The sequence below is a fragment of the Agriterribacter sp. genome (assembly GCF_035497235.1).
Classification (GTDB): domain Bacteria; phylum Bacteroidota; class Bacteroidia; order Chitinophagales; family Chitinophagaceae; genus Agriterribacter.
The window spans coordinates 123,550-139,590 of record NZ_DATJEB010000042.1 but is presented as its reverse complement, the minus strand read 5'-3'; the positions used below and the strand labels follow the sequence as shown (position 1 = coordinate 139,590).

General features: G+C 43.4%; 15 protein-coding genes. 10 read left to right on the top strand and 5 right to left on the bottom strand.

The genetic code is table 11. The annotated features are described in order from the left end of the window. From VL121_RS15210 to VL121_RS15175, 8 genes are all read left to right on the top strand, one after another. On the top strand, positions 1–2,410 hold a 2,410-nt coding region (locus VL121_RS15210; protein WP_325406827.1), incomplete at its 5' end, for a SusC/RagA family TonB-linked outer membrane protein. 39 nt (positions 2,411–2,449) lie between these two features. Beyond that, entirely contained in the window at positions 2,450–3,958 is a 1,509-nt protein-coding gene (locus tag VL121_RS15205) for a RagB/SusD family nutrient uptake outer membrane protein (protein WP_325406825.1), read from the top strand. Between the two features lie 254 nt (positions 3,959–4,212). Beyond that, positions 4,213–5,286: a glycoside hydrolase family protein gene (locus VL121_RS15200; RefSeq protein ID WP_325406823.1), complete on the top strand. Its 1,074-nt coding sequence runs from the start codon at positions 4,213–4,215 to the stop codon at positions 5,284–5,286. Positions 5,287–5,384: 98 nt separating this feature from the next. After that, positions 5,385–6,416, top strand: a complete 1,032-nt coding sequence (locus VL121_RS15195) for a nucleoside hydrolase (protein ID WP_325406821.1) — start codon at positions 5,385–5,387, stop codon at positions 6,414–6,416. A 39-nt stretch (positions 6,417–6,455) separates the two neighbouring features. Continuing rightward, positions 6,456–7,463 carry a class 1 fructose-bisphosphatase gene (fbp, locus tag VL121_RS15190; RefSeq protein WP_325406819.1) on the top strand — a complete coding sequence of 336 codons (1,008 nt, stop codon included), beginning with the start codon at positions 6,456–6,458 and terminating at the stop codon, positions 7,461–7,463. 36 nt (positions 7,464–7,499) lie between these two features. Next, positions 7,500–7,970, top strand: a complete 471-nt coding sequence (locus tag VL121_RS15185; protein WP_325406817.1) for a hypothetical protein — start codon at positions 7,500–7,502, stop codon at positions 7,968–7,970. 19 nt (positions 7,971–7,989) lie between these two features. Then, positions 7,990–9,477 (top strand): sugar ABC transporter ATP-binding protein, encoded by a 1,488-nt coding sequence (locus tag VL121_RS15180; protein ID WP_325406815.1) that lies wholly within the window; start codon positions 7,990–7,992, stop codon positions 9,475–9,477. A gap of 90 nt (positions 9,478–9,567) precedes the next feature. Further along, positions 9,568–10,515 (top strand): ABC transporter permease, encoded by a 948-nt coding sequence (locus VL121_RS15175; protein WP_325406813.1) that lies wholly within the window; start codon positions 9,568–9,570, stop codon positions 10,513–10,515. A 232-nt stretch (positions 10,516–10,747) separates the two neighbouring features. Here VL121_RS15175 and VL121_RS15170 read toward each other — a convergent pair whose 3' ends face one another. The 3 genes from VL121_RS15170 to VL121_RS15160 all read right to left on the bottom strand — a co-directional run bounded on the left by VL121_RS15170 (position 10,748) and on the right by VL121_RS15160 (position 12,017). After that, positions 10,748–11,071, bottom strand: coding sequence for a DUF6122 family protein (locus tag VL121_RS15170; RefSeq protein ID WP_325406811.1), 324 nt, complete (start codon positions 11,069–11,071; stop codon positions 10,748–10,750). Positions 11,072–11,186: 115 nt separating this feature from the next. Next, complete coding sequence (locus VL121_RS15165) at positions 11,187–11,390, bottom strand: helix-turn-helix domain-containing protein (RefSeq protein WP_325406809.1); 204 nt, start codon at positions 11,388–11,390, stop codon at positions 11,187–11,189. Between the two features lie 3 nt (positions 11,391–11,393). Continuing rightward, positions 11,394–12,017, bottom strand: a complete 624-nt coding sequence (locus VL121_RS15160) for a DUF2975 domain-containing protein (RefSeq protein ID WP_325406807.1) — start codon at positions 12,015–12,017, stop codon at positions 11,394–11,396. Positions 12,018–12,210: 193 nt separating this feature from the next. On the opposite strand from VL121_RS15160, the gene VL121_RS15155 reads away from it, so the two are divergent. Then, on the top strand, positions 12,211–12,924 hold the full coding sequence (locus tag VL121_RS15155) for a DUF92 domain-containing protein (protein WP_325406805.1): 714 nt from the start codon (positions 12,211–12,213) through the stop codon (positions 12,922–12,924). Positions 12,925–13,114: 190 nt separating this feature from the next. Then, positions 13,115–13,717, top strand: a complete 603-nt coding sequence (locus VL121_RS15150; protein WP_325406803.1) for a porin family protein — start codon at positions 13,115–13,117, stop codon at positions 13,715–13,717. A gap of 93 nt (positions 13,718–13,810) precedes the next feature. On the opposite strand, the gene VL121_RS15145 is transcribed toward VL121_RS15150, so the two are convergent. Further along, complete coding sequence (locus tag VL121_RS15145; RefSeq protein WP_325406800.1) at positions 13,811–15,043, bottom strand: Gfo/Idh/MocA family protein; 1,233 nt, start codon at positions 15,041–15,043, stop codon at positions 13,811–13,813. A gap of 25 nt (positions 15,044–15,068) precedes the next feature. Then, positions 15,069–16,001: a sugar ABC transporter substrate-binding protein gene (locus VL121_RS15140; RefSeq protein WP_325406798.1), complete on the bottom strand. Its 933-nt coding sequence runs from the start codon at positions 15,999–16,001 to the stop codon at positions 15,069–15,071. Positions 16,002–16,041: the final 40 nt, after the last annotated feature.

Here is a 16,041-nt window from a genome sequence, read left to right as displayed (position 1 = left end):
GGTTTTAATCACTACCAAAAGAGCGAAGAAAGGTAAAACAAATGTGAGCGTTAATTCATTTGTGGGTTTGCAACAGGTGCCGGAGAGAGGAAGAATAAAAATGCTGGACGCCGTTGAATTTGCACAATTTAAAAAAGAATATTACGAAGATGCAGGGCAAGCTGTACCGGTAGAATTCCAAAACCCTTCTCAGTACGAAGGTAAAAATAACGACTGGTATGGTGCTTTGCTGAGAAAGGCGCCGTTGCAGAGCTATGACGTGACGGTTACCAGTAATTCAGACAAAACAAGTACGGCATTAGTGGCAGGAATATACAATCAGGAAGGTGTTGTATTGAATAACTCATATAAGAGATATTCGCTTCGTATGAATACGGATTATGCACTGTCCGATAAAGTAAAACTTGGCTTTAATATCGCCCCTTCTTATGTGTTTGATAATACACCCCGAACGGATGGCGATCGTGGTACGGGTATTTTGTTTAATGCTTTGCATACTTGGCCCGTTATGCCTATTCGTGATGCGAATGGCGAACTTACGTTATATAATAAGTTTCCCGGAAGTACAGGCAATATCTTCGATTATCCGAACTGGGTAAGGGCTGCGGATGAACTGGTAAATGAAACAAAGAATATTAATGTGCTGGGAAATGTCTATGCACAATATCAACCCATTAAAGGACTGACCCTGAAATCAACATTCAATGTTGAATACCTGGCTTCCAAGTTCTTTTTCTTCAATCCATCTACCGCAACCAGCGCCATTAATGTGCCTGTACCCACTACGGCCGTTTCGATCAGGCAGAATGTTGAAAATACCACATGGTTGAACGAAAATCTGGCTACGTACACAAGGAATTTTAATGACCATAGTTTTGAATTACTGGCAGGCTATACCAGCCAACATTTTCGCCAGGAACGCACCCGTATTCAGGCCGACACCTATACTGATGACAGGCTGCCTACTATACAGGGCGCTCTTAATATAAACAGGGGCGGTACTAATAATGGTGTAGAAGAGTGGTCATTATCTTCTTATTTAGCAAGGCTTACCTATGATTTTAAAGGTAAATACCTGTTAACGGCTGCCGTTCGTAGTGATGGTTCTTCCCGCTTTGGATCCGCAAACCGCTGGGGTACTTTCCCTTCCGCTTCTGTGGGCTGGATTATTTCGGACGAAAATTTTATGCAAAACTTCAGGCACGTATCTTTTGCAAAAGTGAGAGCCAGCTATGGAGTAATTGGAAATAATAATATTGGTAACTATACGCAGTATGCCTTAGTTAACAATACTGTAAATGCCGTTTTTGGCAATAATGTGGCAACAGGCGCCGTGGTAACTTCTTTGGCCAATAATAATTTGGGCTGGGAAACGACCAGACAATTTGATATTGGTTTAGACCTGGCTTTGTTTAATGACAGGGTGCAGTTCACGTATGATTATTACCGGAAAAATACTACGAACCTGTTGTATAGTGTCCAGGTTCCGCAGGAGTCCGGATTTGGTAATTTCAATGACAATATTGGCGAAATTAAATTCTGGGGGCATGAATTTGCAGTGACTACAAGAAATATGGTAGGAAAGCTGAAATGGACCACCAGTGCTAATATTTCATTTAACCGCAACAAAGTGATGGCCTTGGCCGATGGAATTGACAGAGTATATGGTACTTTTCATATTACCCAGGTAGGCAAGCCATTCGGACAATTTTACGGACTAATAGCCCAGGGCGTATATATGAACCAGAATGACCTTGATAAATCTCCCCAGATTCCCGGACGCTCAACGGTGGGCAGCATCAAAATTAAAGATATAAATGACGATGGCGTAATTACTTACGGTGGCAACGAAGATGACCGGACTATTATCGGTAATCCTTTCCCCAATTTCATCTATGGTATTACAAACAACTTGCAGTATGGGAATTTCGATTTTTCTATTGTTGGATCGGGTTCCAAGGGCAACCAGCTCCTGGTCCGTCATTTGTACAGCACGGCCAACCTGGATGGTGTGTTCAATATGGTGGAGGAAGTAAAATATCGTTTCAGGTCGGTCGACAATCCCGGCAAAGGATTTTATGGTACTACCGTTGGCGGTGGTACTGTTACTGGCGTTGAAAGAGACTGGATGAATAGCCGTTTTATTGCCAACGCGTCCTATTTTACGATCAGGAACATTACACTTGGCTATAACCTTAATTTTAAAAAGAGCAAAACAATTAGCTCCGCCAGGTTGTATGCATCAATCCAGCAGTTGTATACTTTTACCAGTTATTGGGGAGGTCCAAATCCGGAAACCAGTGCGCAGGGTGATGGAAATGGTGATGGTGGTAACTTAAGCCAGGGCGTAGATCTTTCAAACTACCCGGTTCCACGCACATTTACGTTAGGTATTAACCTGAATTTTTAAGTAACCGGTAAATTATTTCTAACTTTTTATTTTGTAAGAATGAAAACAAAAATCACGATAATAGCGCTGTTAGTTATTGCTACCACAAGCTGTAAAAAATTTTTGGATGTAACCCCGGAAACTGCACTGAGTTCGGCTACTTTTTTTACAAAGCAAGCCGACTTCCAACAGGCGGTAAACGGAGCTTATGTGCCGTTGAGGAGTATATTTAATGATAGAGCCTGGGTTTTGGGCGAGATGCATTCCGACAACACCTACTATCCGCGTAATATTCTGTTTGGAGCAGTAGATGCAACGGAAAACGTGGCAGATTTTGCTATGCCCATGAGCAACGGCGTAACCACCAACGGTCATGTACTAAATCAGTATCGCCTGGATTACCAGATCATTGCCCGTGCCAATCAAATTCTGGCAACCATTGATAAAGTAGAGTTTGACGCCACTGTAAAAAGTAATTTGAAAGGGCAGGCACTTTTCCTGAGAGCTTTCGCTTATTTCGAATTAGTACGATATTTTGGAAAAGCCCCAATGCACCTGACACCAGTTACCAATCGCCAGGAAGCGGCATCCCCTTTGGCAACTAAGGAAGAGTTATATGCCCAGGTTGAAACAGATGCAAAAGAAGCAGCACGATTGTTACCCCTAAAGTCAGAGCAGGAAGCAGGAAGGGTTACTTCCGGTTCGGCAAAAACACTTCTTGCCGATTTATACCTGTGGCAAAAGAGATGGAGTGATGCAGAAGCAGCTGCCAGGGATGTAGTAACCAGTACGCAATATTCCCTAATCACTTCAGGCTACGAAGATGTTTTTTCTACTTCTACCGGTAATAAAAACAACCAGGAATCTGTTTTTGAAATTCAGTTTATGGAAGGGTCCGCAGGGTATAGCGGTGGTTTTATATACAACTTTTTGCCCCGCCCAATGACTTCAGCAGAATTGGCGCCCATTACCGGAACTTCTAATCCTCAATCCCTTTCAGGTGAAGGAAATAATATTCCCACCCCTGATATTATTGCAGCTTATGAACCCGATGATGAAAGAAAAGATGCTTCTATCGCTTACGTTACTTTAAGCCAGAGTTTGAGAACTAATAAGGTATATCCTTATATTAAAAAATTTGCCAAACCCCATGCGTTGCATGGTAACACGGGTACCAACTGGCCGGTTTACAGGTATGCCGAAGTGTTATTATTTTTGGCTGAAGCGCTTAATGAGCAGAACAAACCGCTTGATGCTGCGCCCTATCTGAACGCAGTGCGTAACCGCGCAGGATTGGATAATACCACAGCCACTTCGCAAACGGATATGCGTGATGCTATTTACCAGGAAAGAAGAGTAGAACTGGCGTTTGAAAATAAACGTTGGTTCGATTTGGTTAGAACAGACCGGATACAATCCGTAATCGTTCCTTATGGCAACAGAATAAAAGCAAACCCACTGAATTATTATTATCCGGATGATGCTGTTCCGCCTAATAATGCATTCACTATACTGGATCCTTATTATGGTTTGCCTGCAGATGAATCAGCTTTAACTCCTAATTTTTAATCTCTTAAAAAGAGACAGATCGTTTCAAAGAAGTAAAATTGTATTAAACAGTAGCGTTTTTTTGTCCGTTAATTATAAAGTCCGGTGAAGATCATTCCAACTGATCTCGCCGGGCTTTTTGTTTTTAGCTCACCTGTCGCCAAACTATATACGCTTGCAGCGTTAAGGACCGTACCCTACAGCAAAGGATGGACATGTGCTGCATCTTAAATATCTTGCCCCCAGAAATGAATCATTAAATAATGATGGTGCATATGAAAAGGAATACAATTATTTATTACGGAAGCTGCTGTATGTTTTTAAGCATTTTGTCAGCGAACACGGCAGCGCAAAAAATTCAATACAGCGATGGCAGACCCGCTGCTTCATTGCGTATGGAATGCAGGGACGAAGGCATTGTGATGCGTTATGGCGATGGGAAAGACAGTTGCGATACCTATGGCGCAAGAGAAGCCGTGGTTAACAAAGAAGGAGACACGTATTACCTGTTTTATGATGGAGCAGGTAAAGACGGATGGATATCCTGCCTGGCGGAAAGTAAAGACCTGCGCTCCTGGACGAAGCAGGGAACTATTCTTACCCTGGGCGATTCAACAAAAGCCGATTATAGAAGCGCGTCTACGCCATGGGCAATAAAAGAAAAAGAGGTGTGGCATATGTTTTACATGGGTACACCTAATACTACACCGCCACCCTACCGCATTCCGGCATTTCCCTACCTCACCATGAAGGCGCAATCCAAATCATTACGCGGTCCATGGATTAAGCAATATGATGTTACGCCTTTGCCACCAAAAGAAAATAGTTATTATTCGGTTACTTCCAGTCCGGGGTTTATGGTAAAGCATAAAAAAGAATACCTCATGTTTTTTAGCGGCGCCGCGCAGGATAATGCCATTACTAAAAGAACATTGGGAATAGCAAGAACCAGAAACCTGAACCGTTCCTGGAAGATAGATAGTGTGCCTGTGTTTCCGCTATCCGAACAGATTGAAAATTCTTCCCTGTTTTATGACCATGCCACTAAAACATGGTTTTTGTTTACCAATCATATAGGTATTGATGAAAAAGGGCTTGAATACACAGATGCTATATGGGTATACTGGTCGAAGGATATCAATACCTGGAATACAGAACATAAGGCTGTAGTATTAGATAGTACAAACTCTGTTTGGGCCAAAGGCGCTATAGGCATGCCTGCTGTTATTAAAGTGGGCGATCGCCTGGCATTACTATACGATGCTGCCGAAGGGCAAAGCAGGAGTCACATGTTCAGAAGCATCGGCCTGGCATGGATGGATCTGCCATTGAAAATACCAGGTGAGTAATGGCAGTATGGAGCGCTTACACTGTGTCCGGTAGCGATCATTTGTGAAGCTTTCATTAATAATCATTATTTTTCCATCACACATATTAAATGGTTAGGATGACTGACAGAAGGTTCAGCATATTTCTTTTACTGGTAGCATATATCATTTTCGCCGGTTGCAGCAATGTAAAAAAAGCAACTGCGGCTAATGAGCCATTACCCGTAATTTTTGAAACCGATATGGGCAATGATATTGATGATGCACTGGCGCTGGATATGCTGTATAAATATGCTGACCAAAAAATGGTTAAGCTGCTGGCGGTGAGTTCCAATAAAAACAATCCTTCATCCGCTGTATATCTCGATATCATGAATACCTGGTATGGCTACCCGGAAATACCGGTTGGAAAAGTAGTAAATGGCGCGAACTCAGAACACGATGCCGTTAATTATACCAGGGTAGTGGCCGCTTACCAGCCAGCCTTCAAAACAACAACAAAGGATACCGCTGCTTATCCCGAATCGGTAGCTCTTTACCGGCGCGTATTATCGGAGGCTGCTGATCATTCCGTGGTTATTATTTCTGTTGGATTTTCAACTAACCTGGCCCGGCTGCTCCATTCAGCCCCGGATGTGCATACCGATTTGAACGGAAAGGAGCTTGTGGCAAAAAAAGTAATACTATTATCGGTGATGGCCGGTAATTTTGAAGGAAAGAAGATGAAGGAATACAATGTGGTTAAAGATGTGCCTGCCGCCAGGAAACTTTTTAAGGAATGGCCAACCGAAATAGTGGTCAGCCCTTTTGAAGTGGGTGAGCAGATCAGATACCCTGCAACCAGCATCCTCAGTGATTTTAACTGGGCAGCCCATCATCCCATGGTGATCGCGTATAAAAGCTATGCAAAAATGCCCTACGACCGCCAAACCTGGGATCTTACTGCCGTATTATACGCCGTGGAAGGCGCAAAAAATTATTTTAGTTTTAGTGAGCGGGGTACTATTGAAGTTATAACTGATGCATCCACTGCTTTTACCCCCAACCCAACTGGAAAACATCGTTATTTAAAAGTAAATGCTGAGCAGGCAGAAAGTGTTAAGAAAAGATGTATTGCACTTGTAACCACCCCTCCGGCAGCATTGAAATAAAAATGCAGCAATTAGCCGTTGTAATATTAATTTAAAACTATGCCCAGATACCAAAACCTGATCACGCTTGATGAATTCACTATTCAGCAGCTTCGGTTATTTCCTCATGCCACGGGGGAATTATCGGGTTTGCTGCGCGGCATTGGACTGGCCGCCAAGCGGGTAAACCTTGAAGTAAATAAAGCGGCGCTGGCAGATATATTGGGTGCGGAAGGGAGTATTAATGTGCAGGGCGAAGTGGTGCAGAAATTAGATGTGTATGCCAACAATGTTTTTATCAATGTATTGCGATCCGGGATCAATTGTGCCGGTATTGTTTCTGAAGAAAACGAGGATATGGTTGTGTTTGATGATGCCAAAAGCAACCAGTCGAAATACGTGCTGCTCATGGATCCGGTAGATGGGTCGGGTAATATTGATATTAATATTTCCATAGGAAGCATCTTCAGTGTATATCGCCGTGTTTCTGAATTGGGCAAGGCTGCCGTACTGGAAGATTTCCTGCAGCCCGGTATAAAACAGGTAGCGGCCGGCTATGTAATTTACGGTTCATCCACTATACTGGTATATGCCACCCGCAGGGGAGTGAATGGATTTACATTAGATACCGCTATCGGCGAATTTTACCTCAGTCACCCCAACTTAAAAATGCCGGCACATGGTCCCTTTTATTCATTCGACAACCGTTATTATAACCAGGTTGATCAGCACCTGAAAAACTATGTGGATTTTTGTATCTCCACTACCGAAAATAAAAATGGTCCCTACTCCAACCGCTACTATGGTTGTATGGTGGCCGATATACATCGTAACTTATTAAAAGGCGGAATATTTTTTTATCCGCAGGTAACGGGTAAGCCCAATGGCAAGCTCAGGCTGTGCTACGAATGTAATCCTATGGCTTTTATAACGGAAGCGGCGGGCGGCAATGCTACCAATGGAAAACAACGGATATTGGATATACAGCCCGAACATATTCACCAGCGCAGCCCTCTGTTTATTGGTTCAAAGGAAATGATGGAGGATGTGCAAAGATTTTTGCAGTAGCGCCGAATGATCAATTCTGAAAATTAATTTTATCTGATGCATACCATCCCTGTTTTTTTGTATTCCCTTTTATGCTTTCTCTTTGCACTGTACTTATTTGTTATTGTTATAAGAATATTTGCCCTGGCACGGTTATTCCCCTTTTTCGGTAAGTATGCCCATATTACTCCGGCAAACGAACAACCTGATGACGTTACTTTCACCGTATCTTATGGCTGGAATAATTTCCTGTCGCCTGTGCCAGGAATTATTATAAATATCCGCCGTTCTTCGGCAAAGGATTCGCTGCACAACGACTGGCATGGGCAGTTTACTTCCAATATTGTTTTCCTGTATTATTTTAGGGGACGTTATGAGTTAGAAAACCCTGCTCCCGGTGAAATATATGGCTGGCATCATCTCTATCTTTTTGATAAGCCCGATACCCGGATCATCATGAATCTTTTTCATTTGAAAGATAATAAGCAGATCATTTCAGATGAAGGATATTATATTGTGAAGAAATAAATTAAGCAGTTTTACAATAATGAATCCCGCATACCTGCTGCGTGCAGAAAATATATCAAAATCCTTTCCGGGTGTTAAGGCGCTGGATAATGTGCAACTGCATGTTGAAAAAGGAAAAGTGCATGCAGTAATGGGGGAAAACGGTGCAGGGAAATCTACCTTAATGAAAATCCTGATCGGCATGTATGCACCCGATGCGGGACAAATTATTTACAAAGAACAACCCATAGCTTTTAAGTCGGTGCATGATGCCCTTAAGGCGGGCTTTTCCATGATTCACCAGGAACTGCTGCCCTTTCCGGAGCTAAGCGTGGCAGAAAATATTTTCATGGGAAATGAGCCTACCACGATTATTCCCGGATGGATCAACCGTAAAAAAAGAAATGGAGATGCACAGTTGCTTGTTGATCAATTAGGACTGCAAATAAATGTTACCCGCCGCATGAAAACCCTCAGCATCGCAGAAATGCAGATGGTTGAAATTGCCAAAGCGTTGTCCAATAAGGCAGCGCTTATTATTATGGATGAGCCCACTTCAGCCATATCCGACAGGGAAACCGCCGTGCTGTTTGATATGATCCGTGATTTGAAACAGCAGGGTATTGCTATTATCTACATATCGCATAAAATGGATGAGATATTGGGTATTGCCGATACCATATCGGTTATGCGTGATGGCAAGTATATTGCCACGCACCCGGTGGGTGCAATAAACAAAGAAGGTTTGATCTCGCTGATAGTAGGAAGGGAATTGAATACCATTTTTGAAAAGAGAAATATTATCCCGGGAGCGGTAGCTTTGTCGGTTAAGGATTTAACCGGTGCGAAATTCCGTGATATTAGTTTTTCTGTACGCAGAGGTGAGATATTGGGAATAGCGGGGTTGATGGGAGCAGGGCGAACAGAAATTGTAAACGCGATATTTGGCCTGGATAGATTATATAAGGGAACGATTGCTGTAAAGGGCAAGCCGGTGACCATTCGTTCACCAAAAGATGCCATACGCTATGGGATAGGATTGATTACCGAAGACAGGAAAAGCACCGGGCTTGTACTGTCTGCTACGGTGAAACATAATATTACATTGGCTGCATTAAAAAGTTGCTGCAACGGTCCGTTTATTGAAATGCAAAAAGAGCGTGGCATTGCGGAGCAGCAAATGCAGCGGTTTGCCATTAAAACACCATCGGTGAACCAGGTCGTAAATTTTTTAAGCGGTGGTAACCAGCAAAAAATTGTGCTGGCAAAAGTATTGCTCAATGATCCGGATATTATTATTCTTGATGAACCCACAAGAGGTATTGACATTGGCGCTAAAACAGAAATATACAGGCTGATGAATGGCCTGGCAGCGAAAGGAAAAGCGATCATCATGATCTCCTCCGAACTGCCGGAAATACTGGGCATGAGCGACAGGATTCTTGTTGTGCATAATGGAATGATCAAAGCCGAATTAAACGGCGCGGAGGCCACACAGGAAAAAATTATGCAATATGCGATGATGTGAGGCAGGCAAAGAAGTAAAAGTTTAAAAAAACGACACTAAAATGAATTGGAGATTATAACCATAAACCCAATTTCATTCAAATATTCAAAAATGAACCTGGCGAAAATAAAATCATCATCCGGCTATCTGTCTAAGTACGGCATTTTTATTGCCTTTGCAGCCATCTGCATCCTGCTTTCCATTGCCTCGCCTTATTTTTTTACGGCGCAGAATATACTGATCGTATTGCGGCAGGTATCCATTAACGGTATACTGGCCATAGGCGTTACTTTTGTTATTATAGCCGGGGGTATTGACCTTTCCCTGGGCTCGGTGCTGGCGTTAACAGGAGTAGTTGCCGCCAGTTTTGCCCATCCCGGAACCTATGCGCTCATTGTGCCGGTTATGCTGGGCATACTCACCGGTGTTATTATCGGTGCCATTAACGGGCTAACCATTACACTCGGGAAAGTGGCTCCGTTTATTGTTACACTGGGTATGATGACGATAGCAAGAGGACTTGCATTGGTATGGAGCGATGGCAGGCCGGTTACGAATCTTTCACCGGCTTTTAATTACATTGGTGGAGGTGACTTCCTGCATATTCCTGTGCCCATATTGCTGTTTGTGCTGGTGATCATTGTTTCGGCGGTAATTTTAAATTATACCCGTATCGGCCGATATATTTATGCGGTGGGTGGCAATGAAAATGCCGCAAGAGCTTCCGGCATACGGGTAAACGGGGTAAAACTGTTTGCGTATATGATGTGCAGCGGGCTGGCAGGACTGGCTGGTATTATACTTGCTTCGCGCATAACCACGGGTCAGCCCAATGCGGGCATTGCATATGAGTTAGATGCCATAGCAGCGGTAGTAATTGGCGGCACCAGCTTACTGGGTGGAAGGGGAAGTATTGCCGGAACGGTGATCGGCGTATTGATCATAGGTGTAATCAATAACGGGCTGGATCTGTTAAATGTAACATCCTATTACCAGCAGATCATTAAAGGGGTAATTATTATTGGTGCAGTACTGCTCGACAGGAAGAATGCGCAGTAGAAAGGCAGAAAGAACACTTGTATTCGAAACCCATTCGGGCATTCGTGGCAGAAAAGCGGCTGCCACTAATTCCATCGTCGTGCGCTGGCAGGATAATTTTTGTATATAACAGGTAACTTTGCTTCCCTTTCAGAAGAATCCTTTCATGCAAATGGTACTATAAAGTCCTTCACTAATTCTGGGTTGTAAAAGTACATTATCATAACATTGTCTCCCGTGATGAACGTAATGCTCATTTACAATATACCGCCTGCAAAAGGCAGTCCATATAATCTGTAGCCATATGCCACACCAGGCCAATAGCCACTAACCGGACAGGTTTAAAAAACAGCAATAAAATATAAATACCGATGGCAGGGTAACTATGCAGCAAATGAAAACCTATACTGCACCTGCATGCTGCATATACAGGAGTAGCCAGCAAATGGTCAATATCTACCATCATCGTCAGCAACAAAACAGCATAAGCCCTCAGCCAGTGTTGCCGGTACAGTAACAGGGCAATGAATACCGGAACTATAAAATGAGAGCTATAGTGAACAATCTGCTGTACCAAATGCTTTTTATTTGAACGAAGAAATTTTTACCTGTTGCAATATATGTTTTCCGTTATTCACAGTCACACAACAACCAGTGAAATACAAACAGCCTGTTAAATTGTAGATAAGCGGCTATGCGCTGAATTCCAGTATATCTCCCGGCTGGCATTGGAGTACTTCGCATATTTTTTCGAGCGTTGAAAAACGTATGGCTTTAGCCTTACCTGTTTTTAATATGGAAAGATTGGAAAGCGTGATATCTACTTTTTCCGCCAGCTCCGATAAGGACATCTTACGTTTGGCCAACATTACATCCAGGTTAACGATTATTGCCATAGCTTAAACGGTTAAGGCGTTTTCTTCCTGCAAAACAATTCCCTTCTGGTATACAATGGCAATGATCCAGATGATCAGTCCTGTTATAATACCACTTCCGGTATCTGTAATTAACCCCAAATGAGGTGTTGTAACCGACCGGCGTAAAAAACTATTAAACAAAAAATAGTCTGTTAATTTCAGCAGGTCAGCAACGATGAATAATGCGGCCAATACCTTCAGCCGTTTGGTAATACTATACTTAAACGGATCATCAAGATTGGTTTCGCTGAAAATCTTTTTAAAATTCCACAGAACAGCAATTCCCAGTCCCATGAAGATCAGCTTCATGAATATGCTGTAATAACCAATCGGGGAGTTAGGTTCAATCTCGACAGTGTACTTATTGGCCATATTGCGGTAACGCACCAAACTATCGGCAGTATATATGTATGGCTGTTCTGCCCGTCCTTCTCCAAAAGCCGTCATTTCATAGGTATAGTTTTTACTGTTTAGCCTTTTACCCTTACCACTTTCCACGATATTTAATATGGAAACACATAACAGAAAGCCTGTAAAAACAATCAGCACCCACATTAAAATACGGGTGGCTACGCTCAGGAATGATAAAACAAATTTCGGTTTCATTGTTTTAAATTTTATACTGCAAGAATAATGTTTATTTTATTAAAAAACAAACTATTTTTATTGTTTATCAATAAAAATTATTCAATTAACGATTAACAAGAACGGATATCGCCCTACTATCAGTCTTCCTTATCAGCCGGTATCGTGGTTCTGTACTGTGCCGGATTACAATCCATCATTACATTTGCGCTGCATGGATGTATCTTACCTGGCAGCTTCTATTATCATAACAGCAGGCATGCTTATTAGTGTGCTGAAAAAAAACTTAACTGTTATGGCCGCGCTTACCGGGGGCTTGCTGGCGGTTATTATTTTTATAGGAGGAGGCTTTACGGGTATAAGCCTGCTAACCGCCTTTTTTGTATTGGGTGCTGGTGCTACTGCCTGGAAGTTTAAAACAAAAAAGAAGGATGGATTGGCTGAAAGCGGCAATGGGAAAAGAAACGCAGGGCAGGTTTTTGCTAATGCAGGTGCAGCCGCTATCCTGGCGTTGCTGGCAACATACAATACAAACCATGCAGCCCTGCTGCACCTGATGATTGCTGCGAGTTTTTCTGCCACTACTGCCGATACACTTTCATCGGAATTAGGAAATGTTTACGGCAGAAGGTATTACCATATTCTTTCCTTCCGCGAAATACAACGTGGTGCAAATGGCGCGGTAAGCCTTCAGGGAATTGTGGCCGGTATTATGGGAAGTACAATTATCGCTTTGACATATGTATTGGGAACCGGCTGGAATGCACCGCATTTCCTGGTTATAATTATTGCCGGCACAGCGGGTAATATAATTGATTCCATATTAGGACTTACTTTAGAAAATAAAGGCTTGCTTACCAATAATGCGGTGAACTTTTTAAATACGGCTGCCGGAGCGGTAGTGGCGGGGGTATGGTATATGCTGTAATGAACAGAGAGTATACCGGCATATTCGTGTATTAGCGACTATTTCTTTCATCACATGAATGAAAATATTGCCCAGCCAAGTAAAAATATAGTGTGAAATCCAGTGTTTACGCACATTCCTGCATATTAATTTACGATGCGGTAACAATAAATTTTAATCATTACGTTTTATGCTGAAACTAATATCATTTATGAAAAAGATCATTGTCTTATCGGTGTTAACCCTTACCGCCTTTACCATCCAGGCTCAAATAAGATATGGGATCAAAGCCGGTGCAAATTTCAGTACATTTTCGGGATCGGATGCCAAGATGGAGGGCATATCTCCAAAATATAAGGTAGGCTTCGCAGGCGGGGCTCTTGTAAATTTGCAGTTAAGCGAATTGTTCAGCCTTCAGCCGGAAGTATTGTATTCTATGGAAGGAGCCAGGTATAAAGAAGGTGGACAAAGCATGAATTTTAATATCAACTATATTAACATTCCTGTGCTTGCACAATACAATAATCCTTCCGGCTTTTATGCAGAAACCGGCCCCCAGCTTGGTCTTTTAGCCAGCGCAAAAATGGCGTTTGATGGAAACTCAATTTCTATGAAAGATGACATGAGAAAAATCAACTTCTCATGGGGATTTGGCGCCGGTTACAAGCTTTCCAACGGACTGGGCATAGGCGCCAGGTATAACCTGGGTCTTACCAAAATAGACAGTGATAAAGAAGGTGGTGAAGCATCCAATATCAAGGTAGGAGGTTTTCACGTGGGTCTATTTTACACACTTGGTGCAGGAGGAAAATAATTCCGCAAGACGAGATAGAATGTAAAAGCCTCCGGATTTCCGGGGCTTTTGCTTTTGAGCCTGATATTATTCTTTCACCAAAAAATCACTCCCCTAATCAAACCCCGGCACCTTCATGCATTCACCGCCTTTTAAGGCCGACTGGTGGGCAACAATGCCCGGCGCGGTATAGGCCAGGGCCTCGTGAATATTTACTTCGGGACTGCGGTTATTGATCAGGGCATCAATAAATTCATGGGTAATAAAAGTATGAGAGCCATCGTGCCCGCTGTTGTGGCGCAGGGCTTGAGGTAACATATCGGTTTGCCACCATTGAGGTTGCTGATATATTTCTACTGTTGCTTCCTTATGCTGAAATCCGGCATCATCGCGGCCAATGGTATCTGCGGAAGTAACTATCGTATGATCCTGCCCTTCCTGCAGCGCGGAGAAAAAACTCATCTTATCGCCGCGCCATTCGCCGCGCTCCACACCCCTTAAAGCGCCCCGCCAGTTTACTTCCACCCGGAACGGATTGCCCTTATTGGTTTTAAAGAATGCCGTTTCATTCCAGAATGGATTGTTATAGGGATTATTTTTCAGCAGCGGACTGCCATCACCCCAACCCATGCCGTTTACTTCTGTAAGGCGTTCGCCGGTTACCGCAATTAAAAAAGCGGTGCAGTGCGTAGGATAATGCATTGGTGGGAATCCATGCCGCCAGGTTGCGGCGCCATCTTCCCAAAACAGCACTTCCAGGCCCGGGTGGTTGTATTCTGCCGCGGCACTGAAAATATTGCCAAACTTTCCTTCGCGGTACATTTTTTTTACGGAGATGGTATTCTGACGATAAACAGTGGTTTCCGCCATCATATAAGTAAGACCGGTTCGTTTTACGGCATCGCGCAGCGCCGCACATTCTTCAAGTGTCATTGCCGCGGGTACAGCGCACAATACATGTTTGCCGGCATCTAATGCTGCCAGCACATGCTGCGCATGATCCGGGGCGCCGGTGGCGATGAATACCGCATCAACCTTTTTGTCCTGTAAAAGTTGCTCCAGCGATTCATAGGTCTTTTTGCAATGGTATGTTTTTACCAGCACATCCCTGCGGTCGGCACGCAAATCACTCACCGCTTCAACAATGCAGTTGGGATGTTCATGAAAATAAAAGCTGGCGCCGAACCTCCCGCCTACAACGCCCATACGGATCTTGCGGTCACTAACAGGTTCTCCCGCAAATGCAAAACGGGAACTCAAAGCCATTCCTGCTCCAGCAAGCGCGGCGATACTGAGGAAATTACGGCGATGCAGTAGTGTATCGGTTTTGAGGGTTGATTTGGGCATGAGGATGATTTTATGATCGTGTATTTTATTTCAAAAACCCATCCACATTTTCCTTCGTCACCAACTGAAATGGAATGAATATCTCTTTCTTTTCTACCGGTTCTTTTTTGATGAGTTGTATGGCCATATCAATAGCGCCTGCACCCTGCCCTTTTGCATCCTGGTAAACCGTAGCATCTAACCTGCCATCCTTCACCGCCTGCAATGCATCGGCTATGGCATCAATGCTTACTACCTTAACCTTGTTCTTTAATTTAGACTGCTCCAATGCCTGCAATGCGCCCATGCCCATTTCATCGTTATGGGCAAATACAGCATTAATTTTATCACCATAGCTCTGTATCCAGTTTTCCATTAAGCTCATTCCCTTTGCCCTGTCCCACTCCGCTGTTTGCTGCGCCAGGATCTTTATACCGGGGTATTTGTCAAGAACCGTTTTTGCACCGGCCGATCTTTTGATCTGCGCAGCCTGGCCCATATAACCTTCTATCATCACTACATTGCCTTTCCCATCCAGCAGTTTAGCGATTTGCTCCATAGCTATTTCACCGGCTTCCTCATCGCGGGAACCTACAAATCCATCGGGTGCGGCGGCCGTTTCAGAATTTACATTAATAACGGGTATGCCTGCTGCTTTCGCTTTTTCAATAGCGGGTGAGCTGGCTTCTACTTCGCATGGGTTAAGAATAATGGCGTCTACCTTTTGCGATATGAAGGTTTCTACCTGCTGCACCTGTTTGTCGGACGTGCGCTGCGCGTCATTTACAATCAGTTTCACGCTTTTCTCTTTGGCATGATCTTCCATAGCGTCTTTTACATTCACTACAAATTCAGACTGCAGGCTGAGCATGGAAGCGCCTATTACGATTCCCTTTTCTTCGTTTTTACTGCCGCCCCGGTTACATCCCGACAGTATAACTCCCGCTATAATCACAGAAAAAATTGTACAAAGTTTCATATTACCTGTTGTTGTTTTTTGAAGGGGGTAAGATATGTAT